The organism is Limosilactobacillus secaliphilus, from assembly GCF_001437055.1.
In the GTDB taxonomy this organism is placed as follows: domain Bacteria; phylum Bacillota; class Bacilli; order Lactobacillales; family Lactobacillaceae; genus Limosilactobacillus; species Limosilactobacillus secaliphilus.
Map to the genome: position 1 here is coordinate 249,744 of NZ_JQBW01000006.1, position 22,222 is coordinate 271,965.

At 45.4% G+C, this 22,222-nt stretch carries 21 protein-coding genes and 6 tRNA genes; 7 read left to right on the plus strand and 20 right to left on the minus strand.

The genetic code is table 11. The features are described 5' to 3' along the window. Nucleotides 1–5 precede the first annotated feature (5 nt). Nucleotides 6–1,193 carry a methionine adenosyltransferase gene (gene metK, locus IV45_RS03220; protein WP_057740667.1) on the minus strand — a complete coding sequence of 396 codons (1,188 nt, stop codon included), beginning with the start codon at nucleotides 1,191–1,193 and terminating at the stop codon, nucleotides 6–8. A gap of 199 nt (nucleotides 1,194–1,392) precedes the next feature. On the opposite strand from metK, the gene IV45_RS03225 reads away from it, so the two are divergent. Next, entirely contained in the window at nucleotides 1,393–2,118 is a 726-nt protein-coding gene (locus tag IV45_RS03225) for a hypothetical protein (protein ID WP_057740669.1), read from the plus strand. Nucleotides 2,119–2,197: 79 nt separating this feature from the next. On the opposite strand, the gene IV45_RS03230 is transcribed toward IV45_RS03225, so the two are convergent. Together IV45_RS03230 and IV45_RS03235 are read right to left on the minus strand one after the other, a co-directional pair. Beyond that, nucleotides 2,198–2,737: a DNA-3-methyladenine glycosylase I gene (locus tag IV45_RS03230; protein WP_057740670.1), complete on the minus strand. Its 540-nt coding sequence runs from the start codon at nucleotides 2,735–2,737 to the stop codon at nucleotides 2,198–2,200. Nucleotides 2,738–2,768: 31 nt separating this feature from the next. Next, the gene (locus tag IV45_RS03235) at nucleotides 2,769–4,208 is read right to left on the minus strand and encodes an MFS transporter (RefSeq protein WP_057740671.1); all 1,440 of its coding nucleotides are present in this window, start codon (nucleotides 4,206–4,208) and stop codon (nucleotides 2,769–2,771) included. Between the two features lie 134 nt (nucleotides 4,209–4,342). Here IV45_RS03235 and IV45_RS03240 point away from each other — a divergent pair, with 134 nt between their 5' ends. Next, nucleotides 4,343–4,816, plus strand: coding sequence for a Fur family transcriptional regulator (locus IV45_RS03240; RefSeq protein ID WP_057740673.1), 474 nt, complete (start codon nucleotides 4,343–4,345; stop codon nucleotides 4,814–4,816). Nucleotides 4,817–4,827: 11 nt separating this feature from the next. After that, nucleotides 4,828–5,046: a hypothetical protein gene (locus tag IV45_RS03245; protein WP_057740681.1), complete on the plus strand. Its 219-nt coding sequence runs from the start codon at nucleotides 4,828–4,830 to the stop codon at nucleotides 5,044–5,046. Between the two features lie 117 nt (nucleotides 5,047–5,163). Here IV45_RS03245 and IV45_RS03250 read toward each other — a convergent pair whose 3' ends face one another. The 11 genes from IV45_RS03250 to IV45_RS03305 form a co-directional block, all read right to left on the minus strand. After that, nucleotides 5,164–5,586, minus strand: a complete 423-nt coding sequence (locus IV45_RS03250) for an Hsp20/alpha crystallin family protein (RefSeq protein WP_057740683.1) — start codon at nucleotides 5,584–5,586, stop codon at nucleotides 5,164–5,166. Between the two features lie 319 nt (nucleotides 5,587–5,905). Then, nucleotides 5,906–6,535, minus strand: a complete 630-nt coding sequence (gene apf / locus IV45_RS03255) for an aggregation-promoting factor (RefSeq protein WP_057740688.1) — start codon at nucleotides 6,533–6,535, stop codon at nucleotides 5,906–5,908. 525 nt (nucleotides 6,536–7,060) lie between these two features. Beyond that, on the minus strand, nucleotides 7,061–8,404 hold the full coding sequence (locus tag IV45_RS03265; protein ID WP_057740691.1) for a uracil-xanthine permease family protein: 1,344 nt from the start codon (nucleotides 8,402–8,404) through the stop codon (nucleotides 7,061–7,063). A 152-nt stretch (nucleotides 8,405–8,556) separates the two neighbouring features. Next, entirely contained in the window at nucleotides 8,557–9,975 is a 1,419-nt protein-coding gene (gene sufB / locus IV45_RS03270) for a Fe-S cluster assembly protein SufB (protein ID WP_057740693.1), read from the minus strand. Then, nucleotides 9,972–11,126, minus strand: coding sequence for a SufB/SufD family protein (locus tag IV45_RS03275; protein ID WP_057740695.1), 1,155 nt, complete (start codon nucleotides 11,124–11,126; stop codon nucleotides 9,972–9,974). Before IV45_RS03275 ends, sufB begins: the two co-directional genes overlap by 4 nt. A gap of 2 nt (nucleotides 11,127–11,128) precedes the next feature. Continuing rightward, a complete protein-coding gene (gene sufC, locus IV45_RS03280) occupies nucleotides 11,129–11,890 on the minus strand; it encodes a Fe-S cluster assembly ATPase SufC (RefSeq protein ID WP_057740697.1) in 762 nt (253 codons plus the stop codon). Between the two features lie 16 nt (nucleotides 11,891–11,906). Then, entirely contained in the window at nucleotides 11,907–12,494 is a 588-nt protein-coding gene (gene nrdG / locus IV45_RS03285) for an anaerobic ribonucleoside-triphosphate reductase activating protein (protein ID WP_057740699.1), read from the minus strand. A 78-nt stretch (nucleotides 12,495–12,572) separates the two neighbouring features. Next, a complete protein-coding gene (gene nrdD, locus IV45_RS03290; RefSeq protein WP_057740701.1) occupies nucleotides 12,573–14,807 on the minus strand; it encodes an anaerobic ribonucleoside-triphosphate reductase in 2,235 nt (744 codons plus the stop codon). Nucleotides 14,808–15,194: 387 nt separating this feature from the next. Next, entirely contained in the window at nucleotides 15,195–15,887 is a 693-nt protein-coding gene (locus IV45_RS03295; RefSeq protein ID WP_057740703.1) for an amino acid ABC transporter permease, read from the minus strand. A gap of 33 nt (nucleotides 15,888–15,920) precedes the next feature. Further along, nucleotides 15,921–16,745 (minus strand): transporter substrate-binding domain-containing protein, encoded by an 825-nt coding sequence (locus IV45_RS03300; protein WP_083487249.1) that lies wholly within the window; start codon nucleotides 16,743–16,745, stop codon nucleotides 15,921–15,923. A 218-nt stretch (nucleotides 16,746–16,963) separates the two neighbouring features. Continuing rightward, complete coding sequence (locus tag IV45_RS03305) at nucleotides 16,964–17,701, minus strand: DUF6198 family protein (protein ID WP_420806384.1); 738 nt, start codon at nucleotides 17,699–17,701, stop codon at nucleotides 16,964–16,966. Between the two features lie 338 nt (nucleotides 17,702–18,039). Here IV45_RS03305 and IV45_RS03310 point away from each other — a divergent pair, with 338 nt between their 5' ends. The 4 genes from IV45_RS03310 to IV45_RS03325 all read left to right on the plus strand — a co-directional run bounded on the left by IV45_RS03310 (nucleotide 18,040) and on the right by IV45_RS03325 (nucleotide 21,012). Then, on the plus strand, nucleotides 18,040–19,032 hold the full coding sequence (locus IV45_RS03310; RefSeq protein WP_057740709.1) for an Abi family protein: 993 nt from the start codon (nucleotides 18,040–18,042) through the stop codon (nucleotides 19,030–19,032). A gap of 129 nt (nucleotides 19,033–19,161) precedes the next feature. Then, complete coding sequence (locus tag IV45_RS03315) at nucleotides 19,162–19,587, plus strand: hypothetical protein (RefSeq protein ID WP_057740710.1); 426 nt, start codon at nucleotides 19,162–19,164, stop codon at nucleotides 19,585–19,587. A 542-nt stretch (nucleotides 19,588–20,129) separates the two neighbouring features. After that, nucleotides 20,130–20,618, plus strand: a complete 489-nt coding sequence (locus IV45_RS03320) for a hypothetical protein (protein WP_057740712.1) — start codon at nucleotides 20,130–20,132, stop codon at nucleotides 20,616–20,618. Nucleotides 20,619–20,667: 49 nt separating this feature from the next. Beyond that, nucleotides 20,668–21,012: a hypothetical protein gene (locus tag IV45_RS03325; protein WP_057740714.1), complete on the plus strand. Its 345-nt coding sequence runs from the start codon at nucleotides 20,668–20,670 to the stop codon at nucleotides 21,010–21,012. 552 nt (nucleotides 21,013–21,564) lie between these two features. Here the strand turns inward: IV45_RS03325 and IV45_RS03330 are convergent. The 6 genes from IV45_RS03330 to IV45_RS03355 form a co-directional block, all read right to left on the minus strand. Beyond that, nucleotides 21,565–21,649, minus strand: a tRNA-Leu gene (locus IV45_RS03330). Between the two features lie 15 nt (nucleotides 21,650–21,664). Continuing rightward, nucleotides 21,665–21,735 (minus strand) — tRNA-Cys (locus IV45_RS03335). A 63-nt stretch (nucleotides 21,736–21,798) separates the two neighbouring features. Then, nucleotides 21,799–21,873: transfer RNA gene (locus tag IV45_RS03340), tRNA-His, on the minus strand. Between the two features lie 17 nt (nucleotides 21,874–21,890). Then, nucleotides 21,891–21,961: transfer RNA gene (locus IV45_RS03345), tRNA-Trp, on the minus strand. 8 nt (nucleotides 21,962–21,969) lie between these two features. Further along, nucleotides 21,970–22,052, minus strand: a tRNA-Tyr gene (locus IV45_RS03350). 5 nt (nucleotides 22,053–22,057) lie between these two features. Continuing rightward, nucleotides 22,058–22,130: transfer RNA gene (locus tag IV45_RS03355), tRNA-Phe, on the minus strand. Nucleotides 22,131–22,222: the final 92 nt, after the last annotated feature.

The window sequence follows — 22,222 nt, forward strand, 5'->3', positions numbered from 1 at the left end:
GTTTATTAGCCTAAAATCTTTTTCAATTCATCAACCTTGTCCAGGTGTTCCCATGGCAGGTCAACATCTGTCCGGCCAAAGTGGCCATAAGCGGCCGTCTTTTCGTAAATTGGCCGTTGCAGGTCGAGCATCTTGATGATCCCAGCTGGACGCAGGTCAAAGACTTTACGAACGGCAGCGATCAGTTCATCGTCTGATTTAGTACCAGTGCCAAAGGTGTCAATGGCAATGGAAACTGGTTGAGCAACCCCGATGGCATAAGCAATCTGGATTTCCAGCTTCTTTGCGTAACCAGCAGCGACCAGGTTTTTGGCGATGTAACGGGCAGCATAGGAAGCACTGCGGTCCACCTTGGTAGCATCCTTACCGGAGAAGGCCCCACCACCATGGTGAGCAGCACCACCATAGGTATCAACAATTACCTTCCGACCAGTCAAACCGGCATCCGCTTGGGGACCACCGATAACAAAACGACCGGTTGGGTTAATCAAGTACTTGGTCTTGTCGTCCAACAGCTTGGCTGGGATCACGTGCTTGATGACCTTTTCGGTAACGTCATGACGGATCTGGTCCAGGCTCACATCCGGATCATGCTGGGTACTCAATACCACCGTGTCAACCCGGAATGGGCGATCGTTGTCATCATATTCAACCGTAACTTCCGCCTTTGCATCTGGACGCAGGTATGGGATCTTGCCTTCCTTGCGTAACTTAGTAATGTACATCATCAAATGATGGCTCAGCATTAAAGCTAAAGGCATGTATTCTGGTGTTTCATCCGTTGCATAGCCAAACATCAGACCTTGGTCGCCGGCACCAATCTTGTCCAGCGGGTCTTCGTTACCTTCACGGGTTTCAACGGAATCGTCAACCCCTTGCGCGATATCAGGTGATTGTTCATCAATCGCGGTAATGACTGCACAACCGTCGGCATCGAAGCCGTACTTGCCGTCGGTGTAGCCAATCCGCCGAATCGTGTCCCGAACAACCTGCTGAATGTTCACGTAAGCCTTGGTTGATACTTCACCAAAGACTAATACCAAACCGGTTGTAACGGATGTTTCTACGGCAACCCGTGATTGCGGATCCTGCTTCAACATTGCATCCAGGATGGCATCACTGATCTGGTCAGCGATTTTATCCGGGTGTCCTTCAGAAACTGATTCGGACGTAAATAAATGTTTCTCTGACATTGTTAATAATTCCCCCATTTAAAACTGAAACTAGAGTTCTTGCGGTTACAAGGCAGCGAAGGGTCGCCCCTCCTCCCATCGGGAATTTGCTTCATAACGAGAAACATCTTATCACAAATCGTGAAAGACATTCAAATCAGGCCGCTGAATCTGCTATACTTAATTTTATGTAGACAAAAACAAAGGAGGCGTTATCTTCATGGTCAATCAACTAAAAGACGAATTATTCACTGACCGCTGGAAGGCAATTTTCGCGTCCGCCTTAATTCTGTTAATTGCTTGGTCATACGCACCCTTTGCTTACGTCGTCGGCATTTCCGGCAACCACTTTGACACCAACATGGGCTGGTTGTTCATCTACGAGGTTTGTATCGGCTTAAGCGTCACCCTGATTGTCTATGGTCACTTTAAGTCATTACTATCTTGTTTACCCAGCGTTTTAAGCATGGTCACCGTCTTGTTAGCCTTTAATAAGCTGCCGATCGTAATGGGGCTCTTACTCTTATTGCCCGTCTTTTTGCTGCTTTCGCAAACACCGTGGCTAGAGTTCAACAGCTGGTATGGTCTGATAACTTTTGGCCTCTTGGTTGCCCTATCAATTGGTAGTGTCTGTGCCTACAACAGCCTGCACTTCATATCGTGGGAGATCGTCTTCTTCCTCTTACCGGTGATGGCCAGCTGCTGGTATTTCATGGCCCCGTTCTTTCTAGAGAAACAGTCATTGTACTTCCCTATTTTGACGGTCCTGGCCCTGAACCTGATTGCCTTTATTTTCACCCGGACCCTGCGTTGGCAATTATTTGTGGCCACTTTTCTGGTCGTTTCATTCTGGCTCTTGATCTTGTTTAACCGTCACCGGCGCCCATCATTCATCCTCTTTAGTTTGGCTCAGATGTTGGTGATCGTGTTGATCTACTGGAGTTAAGACTTCTTACTTAATTAAAATTGATCGATAAAAACAATAACTCCGCAGACTCTTCAGTTTGCGGAGTTATTTTCTATAATTACCAATTATCAACAGTCAGCTGGTAGATGCCGACTGCACACAGATACGAAAAGATGATGGTGGGGCCGACAAAACGAAAGCCGGCCTTCTTCATATCCTTACTGATTTTTTGTGACAGGTCGTCCTTCGCTGGCAGTTCAGCACCGTTAGCAAAATGCATTTTGCGCGGCTGACCCTCAACGTACGACCAAAGAAAGTCGCTTAAAGTTTTGCCCGCCTGATGCCAGCTTTGGATCAACTTGGCATTATTAACCGTCGCTTCAATCTTCCGGCGGTTGCGGATGATGCTTTTATCTTGCGTTAATTCAGCGATCTGCTCCGCGTCAAATGCGGCCACCTTGTCAATTTCAAAATCAGCAAAGGCCTTTTCAAAGTCCGTTCGACGCTTCCAAATCGTTTTCCAGGTTAAACCGGCTTGAAAAAGCTCCAAGCTTAGCATTTCAAAAAGCCACTGGTCCAACTTTGAGGGCTGACCCCAGTAATGATCATAGTAATCTTTCATCAGGGCGTCATCGGCCCACGCAGGGTATGTAGTCATCTGATCGTCTCCTTATTTAGGTATTCAATAGTTAATTACGGCTATTACCCTGTTTTTCATCTTTTAAAATTAAGGCCAAAACTAAGCCGATCAATTCAATGACGATCATGACAATGAACACGGCCCGGTAACCATGCAAGGAAGCGGCCAGTTTGCTCAGGCCCGCACGTTGACCAGCCGCAGTCAATCCAGTGAGGATCATCGTGGCAACGGCGACCCCGGTTGAACCCAGGACCTGCCGAATCGTTGTAATGACGGCTGTCCCGTGTGATACCAGTTCATCCGGCAAGGAGTTGGCACCAAGGGTAACCGCTGGCATCATTACAAAGGCATTGCCACCTTCAATGACCATGGCGCAGACGATCATGCCCAGAAGGCTCTGCATGTTGATCAAGAAGAGGCCGGCAACCCAGCCCGCGATAATCATCAGCATCCCAATACGCAGCGTTAACTTAAAGCCTAACTTATCTGCCAGCTTACCGGTTAATGGGTTCAGGATACTCAAGAAGACCGCTCCTGGTACCAAGGACATTCCAGAAATGAACGGGCTGACCTTCAAGACGCCCTGGTAATAGAGTGGGAAGATAATCGTGACAACAATCAAGGCCACGTAAGAAATTCCCGTTAAGAGGATGGCCAGGTCATAATTGAAGGTCTTCAAAACCCGCAATTCCAGCAATGGGCTTTCCAAGTGGAACTGCCGCCAGCAGAAAGCAACGATGGCGATTAAGCTGACTAACAATAAGACCCCATTAAATGTCCAGTTGGCCTTACCCTTGCCGATCTGGTTCAGTACATACATCATGCCGATCAATCCCAGCGACAGGAAGACGGACAGCCAGTCCAGTGAGCTTTCACGCTTCGGCATCACATTGCGGATCAGGCCTGCCCAAGACATCAGCAATACGGCCGTGATGATGACCATGAATAAGATAAACAATGACTTCCAAGAGAAGAACTTCAATACAATCCCGGAAATGATGGGACCACAAGCCAGAGCCGAGCCCATGACCAAACCGGCAACACCCATCGTCGTGCCCCGCTGGTCTTCAGGCGTAATCTCCAGCAGCACGGTTTGATAGGACGGGAAGAGAACACCAACAGCGAAGGCTTCCATCGTCCGCCCAATCATCATGAACCAGAAACCAGAGATGCCCCATGAAGCTGGCGTAAAGAGGATCATCAAGGACCCAATATCAAATAAAGCCAAGGCGCCAATGAACATCTGGCGGAAAGTCAGGTTGTTCAGCATCCATGGACTAATCGGCATGCTGACACACATTACCAGCATGAATCCCGTAGTCAACCACTGAACGGTATCGGCAGAGATGCCAAAATTCTGCATCAAGGTCGGATAAGCCGTTGACAGTGACGATTGACTAATCGACATCGTAAAAGTTCCTAACAGTAAAGTCAGGATAAACCAGAAACGACTATAAGTCTTCCCGGCTTGATCAACTTGCTCAGACATAATTCTAATTCTCCCTTATTTAGAATGATTATTATCAGCAAATACTATTATATGTTTCCCTTGCTCTCATGTAAATGCTATACTTAGCCTTAGTAGATATCAAATCAAATACATTAGTAAAGGGGTGTGTAAGTATGGCTGTGACAGAATATGAACGTGCAATCAAGCGTCTGCAGGCGAATAAGGTCCGTTTGACGCCTCAAAGAAAAACAATTCTAAACTACCTGATCACACACCACACTCATCCAACGGTTGAAATGATCTTCAATGATCTAAAGAAGAACGATGACTCTATCAGCATGGCGACTGTTTACAATACCGTCAAGCTTTTGGTCAACTACCAACTAGTCATTGAATTAAAGAACGGTGACGAATCGATCCACTATGACTACTTCGGTCACCCGCATTTTCACGTGATCTGTGATAATTGTGGTAAAATCACCGATGTAATGAATGAACAGTTCAACCAAATCACGAAGCAGCTTGCTAACCTGACGCGCAGTGAAACTAATTATTTAGTGACCAGAAGCGATGTCGAGGTGCACGGAATTTGTCCCGATTGTCAGTACAAACTGGGGTTAGCAAACGATGATTCGCATAACGCATAAGGAGGCTAACCATGATTAGCAATGAACAGCGTGCTCATGATATGGCCGTTGCTTTAATGGCCAAACATAATGATGGTTTGGACCCGGTCAAGGCCTACCAAGATTACATCAACATCTTGTTGCCAATCTTAAAGGAAATCGATAAGGACTTCCCTACTGGCATCGCCGAACATCCAGTTGCCCGACCAAAGACACCACGCAACGATGAACCACGTCCGGAACAAAAATAATCAACTAATTGTTACATACAAAAAAGGTCCAGCTACTTACCTGCTCGGTAAATAGCTGGACCCTTTCTTTTTATTTAGGAGATTTATGACACAATTCGCTTATGTCGGCCAATCTAATTACTGAATTTCGATGTGGCTGCCATTTGCCTTTTCGCTGATCTTTGGCAGATCAAGTTCAAGGACACCATCGTTATACTTAGCGTTAACCTTCTCCAAATCAACGTTTGGCAGACGGTAAGAACGACTCATCTGACCATAACGACGTTCAGATTGGATAACTTCGCCATTCTTGTTGGCATCGTCATCAAAGGTCTCACGATGGCCACTAACGGTTAACATTCCATTGGCATAGTTGACATGAATGTCCTTCTTGTCAAAGCCAGGCATGTCAATCTTAACTTGGTAACCCTTGTCGCTTTCAGTAACATCACTCTTCATGTAGTTGGTCTTCATTGCTGGGAAGAAGTTGTCATTAAACAAATCCCGCATGTTCATCATGTCATCAAAGAAGTTATCACGACGCTGTAAATCGTTAGCCATAAAAAACATCCCTTTCAATTACTATTTCTTTTTTATTGTTTCCTTTTTCCTTCCTTACACTTTACATATTAGACCATTACTTACGAAAAACAAGAGATTTTTAGCACTTAACCGTCGAGAGTGCTAATTATTTTTAACCAATCTTGACCAAACCGTTCTGACGCCATCTCGCCGTAAGGATTGCACGTTTGTCAACTTTTGGGCGATTGGCAAAAAAATAAGTCATTTCTGGAGCATATATGATTATTTTGTCATATTTGCCCTAATAAAAAAGGAATGGCGGACACCATCCCTTTAATTGTTAGGTTATTCGTTAATTTTAGTACCAACCATGTGACTGCCAGAATGATTGTGCAGCAGTCCATGAGCCATAACGGCTGGCAACGTACTGGTCAGCTACCCGTTCCTGGTTAGCAGCGGAGTAGTCACCGTTCAGGTAAGCAGCGGATAATTGGTACTTACCAATGTACTGGCCGTTTTGGGCGCCGTAGTTACCACCAGATTCACGAGCGGCAATCCATGCCTTTGCGGCTGCGTCGTCACCGGCAACGCTAGAAGTGTAACCAGCGTTGTAAGTTGCACCACCGTTGTTAGCGGCACTTGCAGAAGCGGTGTTGTTATTTTCTGCACTAGCAGTGTTTTGACTAGTTGCGGATGGCAGGTTAGCAGCCTGTTGTGGAGTAGCAGGAGCAACGTGACCATCGTCAGTGATTACCAACTTTTGACCAACGTAAATCAGGTCCTTGTTAGCAATCTGGTTTTTGCTGGCTAAAGTGTCAACAAATGATAAATCATGTCCTAACTTGTAGGAAATGCCAGAAAGCGTGTCGCCTGCTTGTACGGTGTAAATCGAGTCGGCATTTGCGGAAGTAGCAGTTGCAGCAGTACCAAAAGCAACGGCACCGGCAACAACAGCAGCAACTTTGATAGCTTTCTTATTGAACTTCATATAAATTAAAACATCCTTTTCTTTAAAATCTGTAGTTGCATATCAATAACTTATCAACGGTTATTACTATAGACCACCGGAATTACGGCGGAATTACTACAAATTTGCAAAAAAAGGAGTCGTTGTAATTTTCTGTAATATTTGTGAATAGTTTCTGTCGCCCTAAATCACGTCACCCCCTGCCCAGTCAACGTTGTAGTGATTTACGAACACCTGATCCCTTCACAAAGCCCTTTGTAATCTAGTCACCAAAAATCCGCAAAAATTTTTTGTTTTTTTGGCAAAATCCCTTTTATTTGGCCGAAAAGTGCCCTTTTAGTAAAGATTGCGTAACATTGGAGTGAACTGCTAGTTCGTTTTTCGAGGCGGAGATAGCATGTAGGGAAACTCACAAGCACAAAGAGAGCTCCAGCATTCGGATCTACCGAACGCTGGAGCTCCTTTGTATACTGCGTCATAGCTTCCTCAACTATATAGAGGAGTTATGTCACAGTTGCCTCTTTCTTCTATATAATGTTGCATTAATTATGCCACCGTGGATTGATAAGCTCGGCGTGGCATCAAGAGGTTCAAGATGATCGCAGCCACAGCGGCAATTGCAATTGGTGACCCTAATAAGTATTGAACCATCTGCGGTGCCGCGTTAACCACGTGCTTTGGCAGGAAGGTGATGGCCAGAGTCAGAATGATAGGCAGGCCGATAACGTATAAGTCGCCAGGCGCCGTTTCCAGGCCACGGATAACGTTTAAACCGTTCAACATGATCGTGACCGTAATGATGGCAAAGACCCCACCGATGACCGGTGCCGGAATGGCGGCCAGGAATGCGGATAACTTGGAGAAGAAGCCCAACAGGATGAACCAGCCACCGGCGGCCACGAAGACCTTTTTCGAAGCCACACCAGTAATGGAGATAATGCCGGCGTTAGTTGAGTAGCCCGTCACCGGAGTCGTCCCGGTCAGCGCTGCAACCAAGCAACTCAGGCCTTCGCCAACGATCCCATGGTTCCATTGGCGATTGGAGATGGTGTGATTGGTAACGGCACCCATCGCAAACCAGGTTCCCGTCGTTTCAGTGGTGATGATGGCGTAAATGATTAAGAAGGTCAGAATGGAGGTCAGGTTAAAACGAACGCCCCAGTGGAAAATGGTCCTGGATGGCAAGCTGAACCATGGGCTGTTGGCCACGCTGGCCCAGTTGAACCGGCCCATGGAAGCACTCATCAATGTACCCACTAACAAAGCAATCACGATCGAGCTGGTCCGGAACAACTTTTGCACTTTAGGGAAACGAATGCTAACGCCCACACAGATCAACATGACCAACGCCGTCACACTAGCCAGTTCGATGTTTTGATAAATGTTTCCAGATGCTTCAAAGATGTTGTCGTTTAACGCGCTCGGGATCAATGACAGACCCACGCAGGTGATAATGGTGCCGCCGACTACAGCCGGTACCAGTGCATTAATGATCTTCTGGAAGACACCGCTCAGTCCTAAAGCAACCAGGACAATAGCACCAACAATCAACGCCCCAATTAAGGTCGCCATTCCTTGTCCTTTCAGACCACCACTGGCCAACACAATGCCGGCAGCTGCACCCAGCGGAACGAAGGAAGGACCTTGTGAAACTGGCATCTTCATACAAAACATGGTCTGCAAAATCGTCCCAATTCCGGCGGCCAAGAACGTTGATTGAACTAAACCGGAAGAATCGGCACTGCCCATTGCCAGCATTCCACCCAAGATGATCGGCGGAACGTAGACATCCATCGCCAAGACGTGCTGCAAACCTAACAACGTGGCTTCACCGTTTTCAATGGGATCGTCTGGACCTATCAACAAACTGCTCTTTGCTTCTTCGCTCATAACAATTCTCTCCTCTTTTCCCGAGCTTTCCTTGCCTCGATGATTGTGGAGAGTTTATCACGAACTAATAGGCTTGTAAAATGAATAATGTTCGTAAAACGCCTAGACTGCATGACAGCCTAGGCGTTAAAAATTTGAAATAAATATATTAATTAACCAACTGAACCCGCCATCTGGAAGTCAATCAGGCGGTTTAGTTCCACCGCGTATTCCATTGGCAGCTGTTTGGTAAAGGGTTCGATAAAGCCCATCACGATCATCTTCGTGGCCTCTTCTTCACTCAGGCCCCGGCTCATCAGGTAGTAAAGTTCCTCTTCGGACACTTTGGAAACCTTGGCTTCGTGTTCCATCGACACATCGCCAATGGCCACTTGGTTCTTCGGAATGGTGTCACTGCTGGATTGGTTATCCATGATAATCGTGTCACATTCAACGTGCGAGCTGGAACCGTGGGCGTTCTTGTCCATCTTGACCTCACCACGATAGTCACAGATACCCCCAGCGCGGCACAACGATTTCGAAATGATCGTGGAACTAGTATCCGGTGCCTGGTGAATCATCCGCGCCCCCGTGTCTTGGTCAACCAAGCCATTGGCAAAGGCAATCGACAGCATAGTTCCCTTAGCACCACGACCACGCAAGTAGACACTCGGATACTTCATGGTGACTTTGGAACCCAGGTTACCGTCAACCCACTCCATCACCGCATCTTCGTCGGCCACTGCCCGTTTGGTTTCCAAACTGTAGACATTCGCCGACCAGTTCTGAATGGTGGTGTAGCGGCAAAAAGCGTGGGGCTTGACGAAGACTTCGACAACGGCCGCGTGCAGGCTGTCCTCAGAGTACACCGGTGCGGTACAGCCTTCGACATAGTTAACACTGGCCCCGTCGTCCACGATGATCAGTGTCCGCTCAAATTGACCGGTATTTTCCGCATTGATCCGGAAGAAGCTCTGTAAAGGAGCATCCGCGTGCACACCCTTAGGCACATAAATGAAGGTTCCACCAGACCAGACCGCGGTGTTCAAGGCTGCAAAGATGTTGTCGGTCGGTTTTACCAGGTGGGCAAAGTATTGTTTTACCATCTCCGGATACTTCTGCACCGCCGTATCCGTGTCCATGAAGACGATCCCTTGCCGCGACAAGTCACGCTTCAGATTGGCATAGACAACCTCTGACTCGTACTGGGCAGTGGCACCTGCCAGATATTTACGCTCAGCTTGTGGCACACCCATCTTCTGGAAGGTGGTCTTCATCTCTTCCGGCACATCATTCCAGCTACGCGCCACATGATCAGTTGGGCGCTGGAAGTAACGCAATTGACTGAGATCCAACTTGCTCAGGTCGGGGCCGAATTTTGGCAAGGCCATCTTCTTGAACTGGTGGTAGGCATTCAAACGAATCTTCAGCATCCATTCGGGTTCATTTTTGCGCCGGGAAATTTCTCTGACGGTGTCTTCGCTCAAACCCACACCAGTTGAAAAGATCGGTTTGACATCGTCATGAAAGCCATACTGGTAGTGTTCCTTAGCGAAGTTTTGAATTGCCTGTTTATCTTCATCTTGACTCATTCTGCCACCTCCAGACGATCAAGCAGTTCTTTTTGGGTGCGCGCCCGTAATGCCGAGTCAGGGAACTTGTTGATCACCGGCAATAAGAAGCCCTTTGTCAACAAGATCTGGGCCTGCTGCAGAGTTAGGCCGCGTGATTGCAGGTAATAGAGCTGGTCGGCATCGACCTTGCCAATTGAAGCGGCATGCCCAGCGTCCACATCATTATCTTCAATCAAAAGCACCGGATCAGTTTCACCCCTACTGGCCTTGTTTAGGGTCAACAAACGGCTTTCCTGGTTGGAATTGGATTGATGACTGCCGTGATAAATCTTGCCCACGGCGTGAAAATTCAAAACCCCGTGATCTAAAGCCACACCGTTTTGCTGGATCATGCCATTGGTGTGGAGACCGTGGTTATCAATTCGGGTATGGACTTCGGAGCGCTGGTGGCCGTTGCTGATGGCGACCGTCTTAACATCTGCTTGGCTGCCATCGCCATCCAGGCTGGTAAAGGTATCCGTATACAGGTCATGACCGTCAAAAAAGGCCGTGTAAACATTCAACTGACTGTCGGCCGCCTGGTAGGCCCGGGTTGCCTGCCAATTATTCTGGGCTGTGAAGTGGTTACTCTGGTAGTAATTAACCACCGCACCGTCACCCAGCAACAGTTCTGTTCCGAAAAAGGTCGGCACAGGGCTTGCTCCTGTCTGCTGTTCAACGATGGTCACCTGGGCATTTGCCCCGACGATCACGAGGTTGTGATAATTACTCTGCTGACAGGTAACTTTTAACTCAATCGGGTCTTTGACGACTTTGCCATCAGGAACGTAGACGAAGCGGCCACCATTTAACAGGGCCATGTGTAAGGCGTTCAAACGACTATCCTGCCAGCTGATCGCCTTCTCCATCAGGTTTTCCTGCAGCAATTCCGAATACTTGGCACTGGCCGTAAATAAGGGCAGGTCAACATAGTCGTTCGTCGAGCAATCACCCTGACCGTCATCAGCCTCAGTCAAATCCACCGACTGCCAATGATCAAGAATTGCCTGTTCAAAGGCGTTGTCAGGAAAGTTGGCCGCCAATTGGGCAGCGAGTTGGCGCTTTTTCTGTAACCAAGCCGGCTGATTGTGAGCGGCTGCTTTAATTTGTGATACTAAATCCGTTGGCATGGTTATTGATCACCTTTCGCTTCGTGTTCGTACTTGGCATAACCATTCTTTTCCAGTTCATCCGCTAATTCGGGGCCACCGTTGTCGACAATCTGGCCATCGACCATGATATGGATCTGGTCAGGAACCACGTACTTTAGCAACCGCTCGTAGTGGGTGATCAGCAATGCGCTGAATTGTGGGCTCCGTAAATGATTGATCCCCTTGGCCACGATGCGCATGGCATCAATGTCCAGGCCGGAGTCAATTTCATCAAGGATGGCCAACTTCGGCTGCAGCATCAGCATCTGCAGCACTTCATTGCGCTTCTTTTCCCCGCCAGAGAAGCCGACGTTTAGGTAACGGTCCGTAATGTCGTCCGGCATCTGCAAGAGTTCCATCGCCGAATTCAGCCGTTGCATGAACTGCAAAACGGGCATTGTTTTCCCGGCAGGCATGGTTGCGTTCACTGCTGCGCGCAGGAAATCCGCATTTTTGACTCCCGGAATTTCGGATGGATATTGCATTCCCAAAAACAGCCCCATTTTGGCGCGCTCATTGACCGGTTTATCCAGGACCGATTCGCCATTGAAGGTAACGGTCCCCTGGGTAGCTTCATAGGCAGGATAGCCCATGATGGTCGAAACCAGTGTCGACTTACCATTACCATTCGGCCCCATAATCGCGTGCACCTGACCGGTCGGGATCGTTAAATTGACCCCCTTCAGAATTTCTTCGCCAGTCTTTTTAACGACAACATGCAGATCTTTTACTTCTAAAGTCATACTTACCACCTATTGATTAATGGACGAGTTTGTCCCAGATGACGACCTTGTTGGCTTTGAGGGACTTTTGGACATCAATGATCCGTTGGTTGCTGGAACCACGGAACTGCAGAGTCAGGTCCTTTTGATCTTCCAGGAAACGCCCGTCGACCAGAATATCGATCAAACTCAGCATTTCCAGTTTATCATAGGACTCCTTCTGCAACTCTTCCCAAGTGTAACCGGTCCAGGACCAAATGTCTTTACTATGGCCAAATTCTTTGCGCACCCGTTTAATAATTTTCAGGCAAACCTGGGTGTTTAGGAATGGTTCGCCGCCTAGCAGCGTCAATCCCTGGACATAATCATGGCTCATGTCCTTAATGATCTGATCCTCCAACTCTTGAGAATATGGTTGCCCATAGTGGAAGTTCTGTGCCGCTTTGTTGTAGCAACCTGGACAGTTGAAGAGACAACCACTGACGTACAAACTGCACCGGACCCCTTCACCATCCACAAAGTTGAACGGCTTGTAGTCCGCCACGTACTGCAGTGAATGGTCCTGAGCCAACCATTCTTTCGGTTTCGGATTATTTGGCAAACGGTGACGATGTCTTTCTACCATACTAAAGCCTCCATGACAAAAATAGGATGCGGAAAAACCGTGTTTCACCACATCCCAATTGATATTACATTTAAGTGCTTAAATCTGCTTACCAGTAATGTTAGCGTGTGCTTCCCGTGAATCGGACTGACGGTTGGTTTCAAAGGCAGCCGCTGACTTGATCATTGATGGGGACATGTGCTTTACCCGGTGAATGATCTCCTCGTGCCGACCGTGAACCATTGGCCGCTGCATTGGGTTGCCTAAGTAGCCACAAGTCCGCTTTACCACGTCACACGTTGCTGGGTCGTGGTTACCACACTGTGGGCACTTAAAGCCACGCGCCGTTGCTTCAAATTCACCCTTGAAGCCACACTTGAAGCATTGGTCGATGGACGTGTTGGTGCCGAGGTAGCCAACGTGGTCGTATGCCCAGTCCCAAACAGCTTCCAATGCCTTTGGGTTTTGCCGCAGGTTTGGGTATTCACAGTAATGAATGAAGCCACCAGAAGCGTACTTTGGGAAGTCCTCTTCAAATTCCAGCTTTTCAAACGGGGTTGGGTGCTTGCGAACGTCGTAGTGGAAACTGTTTGTGTAGTATTCCTTATCCGTCACATCCTCGATCCGCCCGAACTTCTTGATATCGTCTTGGCAGAAGGTGTCGGTTAATGATTCAGCTGGGGTGGAATAAAGGCTGTAGTGGTAGCCCTCTTCCTTTTCCCATTTAGCACACAGGTCATGCATCTCACGGACAATGGAAACGGCGAAGTCATGAGCTTCCTTGTTGTGTTCCCACTTTGGGCCATAGAAGGTTGTACCCACTTCGTATAAGCCGATGTAACCGAGAGAAACAGTGGCCCGACTGTTCTTGAAGACTTCATCAACCGAGTCCGTCTTCTTCAGCCGTTTGCCGAACGCACCATACATGTAGAGCAATGGGGCGTTTTCCGGCTTAGCCTGCTTGACCCGCGCAATCCGGTACTTTAAGGCAATGTGGCAGATCCGCATCTTTTCCTTGAAGATCTCCCAGAAGAGTTGCTTGTCGCCGTGAGCCTCCAGAGCAATCCGTGGCAGGTTGACGGTAACCACACCTAAGTTCATTCGGCCAGAGTTAACTTCCTTGCCGGTTTCTGGGTCGGTCCAGCCTTGCAAGAATGAACGACAACCCATTGGTGCCTTGAAACTGCCCGTTAATTCCTTGATTTTGTCATACATCAAGAGGTCTGGGTACATCCGCTTAGTAGCACATTCCAAAGCCAGTTGCTTAACGTCATAGTTCGGGTCGCCTGGGTTCAGGTTCAACCCCCGCTTCAACGTAAAGATCAACTTCGGGAAGATGGCCGTCCGGTGTTCCTTACCCAAGCCTTTGATCCTGATCCGCAAAATGGACTTTTGGATTTCCCGTGAGATCCAAGACGTACCAAGGCCGAAACTGATCGTCGTGAATGGCGTCTGACCTTGTGATGAGTACAAGGTGTTGATTTCGTACTCCAGGGCCTGCATGGCGTCATAAATGTCCTTCTTCGTCTTGGTCTTGGCGTATTCTTCCCACTTGTCTTCTGGAACCCAGCGCTTAGCATCATGCATGTGCTTTTCATAGTTGATTTTGGCATAAGGTTCTAACAGTTGGTCGATCCGGTTGGCTGAGCAACCACCATATTGCAGTGAAGCCACGTTGGCAATAATCTGTGACATCTGGGCCGTTGCCGTTTGGATTGACCGTGGCGATGAAACCCAAGCGTTACCGATCTTAAAGCCGTTCTTGAACATTTCGTCAAAGTCGATCAAGCAACAGTTGGTTTCAGTGCTGACTGGCGAGTAGTCCAGGTCGTGCCAGTGAATGTCACCGCGTTGGTGCGCCTTGGCCACAATCCCTGGCAGCATCCGCAGGCCCAGTGCCCGACTGACCATGCCGGCTTCGAGGTCCCGTTGCGTGTTGAATACCCGACTGTCCTTGTTAGCATTTTCGTGCACTACCCGGGAATTGCGATCTTGCAACTGGTCCAACTTGTACATTGGGTTCGTGGCCTTCGCAAAATCAGCTTCATCTTGCTTCCGGTAGTTGATGAAATCTTGGGCCATATCTTCATGACCGGCCTGCTGAAAGCCTTCAATCATTGCCTTGGCGATTTCCTTCGTGCTGACTTCTTTTAGATCACCCAAGGTTGTCAGAAGGTGCTGGTAAACAGCCTTCTGCGTCTTTAAGTCCGCGTGTAATGCGCGCATGATTAAATCTAATTTATAAGCGTAAAACGGTGTCTTGGTACCGTCTCGCTTGATTACTTGTACCGCCTTTAATGTCTGCAGCGGCTCGATTTTGGTGTTCGTTAACATAGCTGCTCACTCCTTAGCGTCGGTTACTATCTTACAATCTAGCCGCGTCAAACACAACATCTGGTAATTGAGCCGGTCCTGAATACCATATATAGTGTGTCAAGGCTTTTTCCTAATTTATTGTTTTCGCTGACTTTCAAAAATCATTTGCTCAATTCGATTTAAATCGTTTTGACAGACGACTTGCCACCCTCTTAGAAAGAGACATAGAGGAAAAATAAAAAGTTAAAAAATCGTTTTTCCTTATCAAATGATACACTAAATAAAAAGGTTATTTTTTCTTTTTAATATGACGTTCTGGTCATTTTGAATGATTATAACCACAAGCAAAAACCGCTCTAGGCGTTGACCTAAAGCGGTTTTTAAAGGTAAAGGTGTCGATTTTGATTAGTGACTAACCGTGTATTTCTGACTCATCTTGTTTTCCATCATGTTCAACAAGAGTGCCAGCAGTTGAGTAATCACAAAGTAGATCACAGCCGCAACAATTAGCGGTGGAATAAAGTTGTAAAGGGTCCCACCAACACCCAGTGCTTCGGAAGTGACTTCTTGAACACCGATATAGAACAGAACTGATGATTCCTTGATTAAGGTAATGAATTCGTTCCCCATGGCTGGCAATGTGTTCCGCAAAGCTTGTGGGAGGACAATTTCAAACAAGGTATCGTGACGACTCAAGCCTAATGATAAGCCGGCTTCAGTCTGCCCTTCTGGAATGGAGATCACACCAGAACGAAAAATTTCGGAAGTATAAGCACCAGAGTTCAGGCCCAATGCCAATGCACCAGGGATAATCCGGTCAAGACTGGAACCCAATACCTGTGTTTGTGGGATCGGCAATGACTTGGACAGAATGTAGTAAATCAAGAGGACTTGAATCATTGATGGCGTGCCCCGCACGATTGAGACGTAGATCCGGGCAATCCAGTTAAAGATCTTCACGTTCGACATCCGCATGATGACTAACAAAAGACCAATCAAGAACCCCATGATCACACCGATCACGGAAATAACAAGGGTTAATGAAGCACCCTGCATGAACAGGGGCCAATATTTACCCAGGAAAGAAAAATCAAACATACCTGTCACCTTTACCTTTCATCAAAATAAATGTTACTTACCACTGTTTTCTTGCATCTGTTGTGCCTTCTGGAACATCTGATCCAGCTGACCGGTCTTCTGCAAGTGAGTGATTTCCTTGTTAATCTTATCCTTCAGCTTTGGTTCGTTCTTCGGGATAGCAATACTGATTTCCTTCAGTGATTGTGGTACCGGAATCTTAACCTTAGCTAATGCGTAGTCGTTCGGGTACTTCTTGACGTATTCTTCGGCAACCTTAGTGGCTAAGACAACCCCGTCCAGCTTGCCGGACTTCAGGTCAGTGGTCAATGCAGTAACCAAACCTTCAGTTACAATGTGAGCTTTGGTATCCTGCTTACCAATCGTTTCTTGCGTTGAACCTTGTTGGGCACCAAACTGAGCACCCTTCGTGTCAGCAATCTTGTTGTACTTGTCAGCGTCGGCCTTCTTGACCAGCAGGGTTTCACTTTCTTGGTAGTATGGCTTGGAGAAGTCAACGGCTTTCTTCCGCTGCTTGGTCTCAGTCATACCAGCCATAACGATGTCGACCTTCTTGTTTTGCAGTTCACCAATCAAGGAAGAGAACTCCATGTTTTCAACTTTCAGCTTAACACCCATGCTTTGCGCAATCTTATTGGCAACCATGATGTCATAACCAACGTACTTCTTGTGACCATTCTGTATCACTGGGAATTCAAATGGTGCGAAGTCAGCAGAAGTCCCCATCTTCAGCACCTTTTCTGACTTGATCTTATTATAGGTAGTGTTTTCTTTTTTACCACAACCGGCTAAACCACTGACCACACACAGTGCAACTGCACAAACGGTGATCAGTTTTTTATTAATCTTCCATTTCATATTCTCTTCCTCCGTCCCGTTCATCACTGAATATCAACTGTATATTTCTTGAATACAGCTAATATAATACATGGGTTATGCAGGTAATGCAAGTAAAAATTCCCAAAATAGTGAAAAATATGCAATATTAACTAAGCACAGACTATATTTATACAAAAAACATGACTATCCAGCGGCGATGCCGGATAATCATGTTCATATTAGTGTCTCAATTCGCTTTAATTTCCAATGTCCAGTGCTTGGTGATGCAGACGAGGAAAGACCAGTTTGTCGGCTAAACCAGTGATGGCACCTTGGAAGAGGAATGCAAACAATGTGCCCAGGCCGTAGTTGTAAATGGCTCCCTGCATAAAGGCGGCAATTATTCCCATAATTGTCGGTAGAATATAGGACATCCACATCGCAAGCGTTGCGTTGCCATGGCAATAGCGGAAGCGCACAATTTGGAACAAATCGTCTGCCGGGTGCAAGACAAGGTTGACCCGTTGATAAATCGAAATCGCGGTTCCCATGAACACTACCCCTAGGAAATTGAGAAAGGTGTAGAAGATGATCCCTGCTGGAGAACTCACGTTAGGCATGATTCGGTTAAAGATGTCAGCGAACCATTGAATAAAAATGGAGAAAGGCAACATAAACACAAAGTTGCCCATAATCCGGTGCCAATCCCATTTATGCATCAAAATGGCGTTTAAAACCGACGTCAGCATCCCTAAAATCATAAATGCCCAGAATAGGGTCAAGGGATTATTGCCGAGCACCGCATTCCCCAAGTTGTTTTCGGCCGCGGTCCAGTAAGCCGAACCCAAGAAATGAGGATGAATATGGGTACTAGTGACCAAGGTTAACACATTCCCCATTGAGTTAATTACAATTGATAAGGCAAAAAAGGACCAGCTGGCGGTCATTGACAAGTTGCGTGCACTAATTTGTCCCCTTTGTGGCACTTCCTGCATAATCATTGCCTCCTCTTCTTTTGATTTCAAAGGATAACATTAGTCGCGTTCGTAAGCGTTGTCAATCGTTTATCAAAATTTATTTTGATCGATTTTTTAATGTGGTCATACTCGCCACACAGGGTATTATTATCCTAAATAATGGCTGGATAACCAAGCATACCCTGCAAAGTATTTTAATGAAGTTAATGTCATTCCATTGACAAAGTATGTCCACTCTTGTGATAATATAAATAATAACTGACCAAGTCCAAAGGGCCCTAGGAGTAGGTGTTGGACTAACACAGCCGTGATTGTGTGTCGCACACATCGCGGCTTTTATTTTGAGGTATCTACATATGACGAATAAAAGAAATTCCAAACCGTTCAAAACACTAAATAAACAGCTAAGTATCCTGCGCGATCGTGGTTTAAATGATGCACGTAATAAAGCAAAACGTTCGTTGGAGCAGATTGGCTACTACTCCTTAATCAATGGCTACAAGTGGATGTTTCTGGCACGTGATTCCAATGGTCATCCAATTCATCCTGAAGTATTTAAGAAAGATACGACTTTTGAGGAAATCAAATCCTTGTACGACTTTGACTTCGATTTGCGTTCAATCTTATACCGCGCACTTTTAAAATATGAAAACATGCTTGGTGCAGAAATTGCCTATCGTTTTTCAGAGAAATATCCAGAAGAACATTCCTATCTTGCCATGGATAACTTTTCACGCGACCCTGATAAAGTATCTTCAGTTGTCGGTACAATCAGTTCTTTGTCTAGCACTATTCAGGCATATTCATCGCGTAAAGGTGACAATGCAATTAAGCATTATGTTAATTCACATGGATATGTTCCATTATGGGTGCTGGTCAACTTTTTGACATTCGGTGAACTAAATTATCTCTATGCAAATTGCACCCCGGATGTTCAAAACATTATTGCTAAAGATTTTCATCATACCAAATTAGTATCTTACACTTATAAAGGTTGCAAAGCCTCAATCACCCCTGACGTAATTAAGGGCATCAATCAAATGGTCAACATATTTCGCAATGCCGTCGCTCACAGTGAAATAACTTACTCTAAGGTGGTCTTCAAGACGCCGCATTTACGTGAGATTAAAACTGCAGCAGGCATGAATAATGTAATGATGAACAGCCAAGCAGGAATCTTTGAACTGATTATTGCAATGAAAGCTGTTCTACCAAAGAAAAATTACAAACGCCTAGTCAAAGATTTAGAATCATTGTTAGCAGATTACAAGCCTGAATTTACGGCAGTTAATTACCTAACATTACTTCAAGACATGCATCTTCCCGACAACTATGAGCAGATTTTGTAAGACTTTTTGTTCCATTAAATAGTATTGGGTAGAAATTCCGATAATATTCATAGTTCTTAAGAATTGAAAGCTAGAGAATATGATACAAATATTTTAAGCTGAACCGCGAAAACTAATTGGAGAAAATCATTGAAAAAATTAACATTACTATCTCTTATTGCTTTAACCTCTTTGTCCTTCTCCGCCTGTGCAACAAGTAAACACAAATCATCCGCTACTAGTCACTCATCTAGTAAAGTGGTCAAGCATTATAAAAAGAAACACAATAAGAAGAAATCATCTAGTTCGTCTTCATCCAACAAGCCAGCTCAACAGCAAAAACAAAACGGGCAGCCTCAGCACCAAGAAAGCGGTCAACAAACAGCACAAAGCAATGTTCAAGTAGGCAATAATTCCCAACAGAACGCTCCAGCGCGGTCTGATACCGTGAATAATACTTCGCAGCAGAATGCCCATGCCCAATCTCAGCAAAACAATAACAGCATGAGACCAAGTGCAGACGTTATGATCTGGGAAGGTAATGGATGGCATCACATAGGCTACTTATATAACTAACCCACCTTGCTGGCACAGAAAACGGACTAAAAACATTGGCGTGTACTATCAACTCTTCTAATTTATTATGAATATGAGGAATGATTATAGCTTATAAGAAAAACTGTCAGATATGAATACAACGGCTCAACTCATCGAACCAGCGCAACACAATATCACAATGTAGTTTTAGTTAGCATGTGGGAGAGTAAACTTAATAAAGGGATTAACGTGGAGCGACAAGTCGTTTTTGTTAATTTCTTAGACAAGCGGTTTAAGCGCTATAAACACCTAAAATATCTGATTTAACAGTTAACTGGTACAAGAACGTTAGTCGGTTTTTTTAAAATAAGAATAAAAACAAATTCACCTTGACGATTATCAGACTTTTAGTAATCTTTACGGCTCTAATCATACGCTAGCCAGCGTCAAAAACTAAAATCAATCGTAGATGTTTGTGTTACATTTACTATTTATAATGATTACCTGGCCAAGAATATGTGTGCCGAAAAGAAAGCCGTTAAATAGTCATTACGCATGTGCAGCAAAGTAGGAGGAAACAAATGAAACGAAAAGCTTATACGATCATCTTTCTGATTTTGGTGATTGTGTTTTCAATTTACTTCTATGGTCATAACAATAAAAACTCGAAGACTAGCAATTCCGCGAACCAAACAAGTTCTTCAATGCAGTCTGAAGCTAATAAACACAAAGACATCAACGCGGAATTAAAGAAAAATCTGCAGCAAGATCAGTCCTATGCTGACAGCAACCCCAATAATTATGGATATGCTAAGCAGATTGATCGTATTCAATACACTGGTAATTCTGACATATTGGTAAACGTCAAAGCTTCTTTTAAAGACTTACAACCTCAACAAAAAACAGATGTTATGAACCAAACGCAAAATCTTGCAAGAATGGTTCTTCTGCACGAAGGTAAGATAGATGATCAGCAATCAAAAGAAGGTCTAATCGTTACGGTTAACTGCGGTGACAAGCCTGTAGGTGAATCAAAGATTAGTAATCACCGAAAATATTCTTGGTATTAAGAGTTAAGAGCCGTCAAAATATTTGAAAGCTAAAATTAGGAGATAAACTATGAAAAACATTTTAAAAGTTTTGTCGATTATTACTATCGTGAGTTGCTTAGTTTTGGTAGCCACAGGGTGTGGGCAACGCAAAGCTGATTATTCAGCCAAGACTGCTGAATCGGCTCTCAATTCGGGAAAAGATATCAAAGGCAAAACTGTTAAGTTTACTGTCCAAAAGTTGGAACCAAATAGCGCATTCGGTTACAACATGGAAACTGGCAAGCATTTAAACTTTGTAAGCAATGACAACCCGAAGGTAAAGAAAGGCGACACCGTGATTGTAAAAGTTAAAAAGGTGACATCCACGATGGGATCATATGTCATTACTTATTCACACCTAAGCAAACAATAACGAAATTAAAAAAAGCCCGCCAATAAAGGCGGGTTTAACTATTGATGTTAAAAGAACATAAATGAATCCTCTGTACGTATCATTAAAGTCAAGTAAGGGTTGCTTAACAATTTAAAAGATTTACAGACGAATCATCAGAAATTAGTTTTTGAAAATTACGATGTCTATATACCAAGTTCAAATAAGATTAACAAGGCTATTCAAAAGCTAATGAAAAGAAATGATATTTATAAGCAAGGCTTCCACTTCTATTTATTACGTCACTTGCTCGTCGCTTTTTTGTTATCCTCAAAGCATATACACAATAACTAATCCTCTCGGACACTCAGATATTATGATAACTGATAATTGATACTCATATCTAATCTATGAGTACAAAGCCAAAGTCGACGACCAAATTGAAGTCAACTTAGACCTCTTAAGTACTCAAAATAATAAAGTTAGTACAGATTTGGCACAGTCGGAATTCAATAATAAAAAATCGATATAACAAAAAGCTCTCTATATCAACCATAGAGAGCTTTTGTACTAGCCAAATTGTTTGTTTTAATATGCCTCCGGTGGGGGTCGAACCCACACTCCCTCAACGGGAACTGGATTTTGAGTCCAGCGCGTCTGCCAATTCCGCCACAGAGGCATGATTTTGACTAAAAGGTGGTAATCGGATTTGAACCGATGATGAAGGTTTTGCAGACCTCTGCCTTACCACTTGGCTATACCACCAAATAGTGTTTGAACCAACCGTTCAAACAATTAGACGGAGTATTGTCCCCGTCCAATCAAAAGGGCGGTATGTGGGATTCGAACCCACGCGTGTCGGACCCACAAACCGATGTGTTAACCAAGCTTCACCAATACCGCCATAATATTCAGTTAAGCAGGGATAGTAGGAATCGAACCCACAACGACGGTTTTGGAGACCGTAGTTATACCGTTTAACTATATCCCTATAAAAAGTGGAGGAGGACGGATTCGAACCGCCGAACCCGAAGGAATGGATTTACGGTCCATCGCGTTTAGCCAGACTTCGCTACTCCTCCATAAGTGGCGCGGGACGGAATCGAACCGCCGACACACGGAGCTTCAATCCGTTGCTCTACCAACTGAGCTACCGAGCCATATGGGTGTCTGGTGTAACAGCAAACGCTGTAATGGAGGATACAGGGCTCGAACCTGTGACCCTCTGCTTGTAAGGCAGACGCTCTCCCAA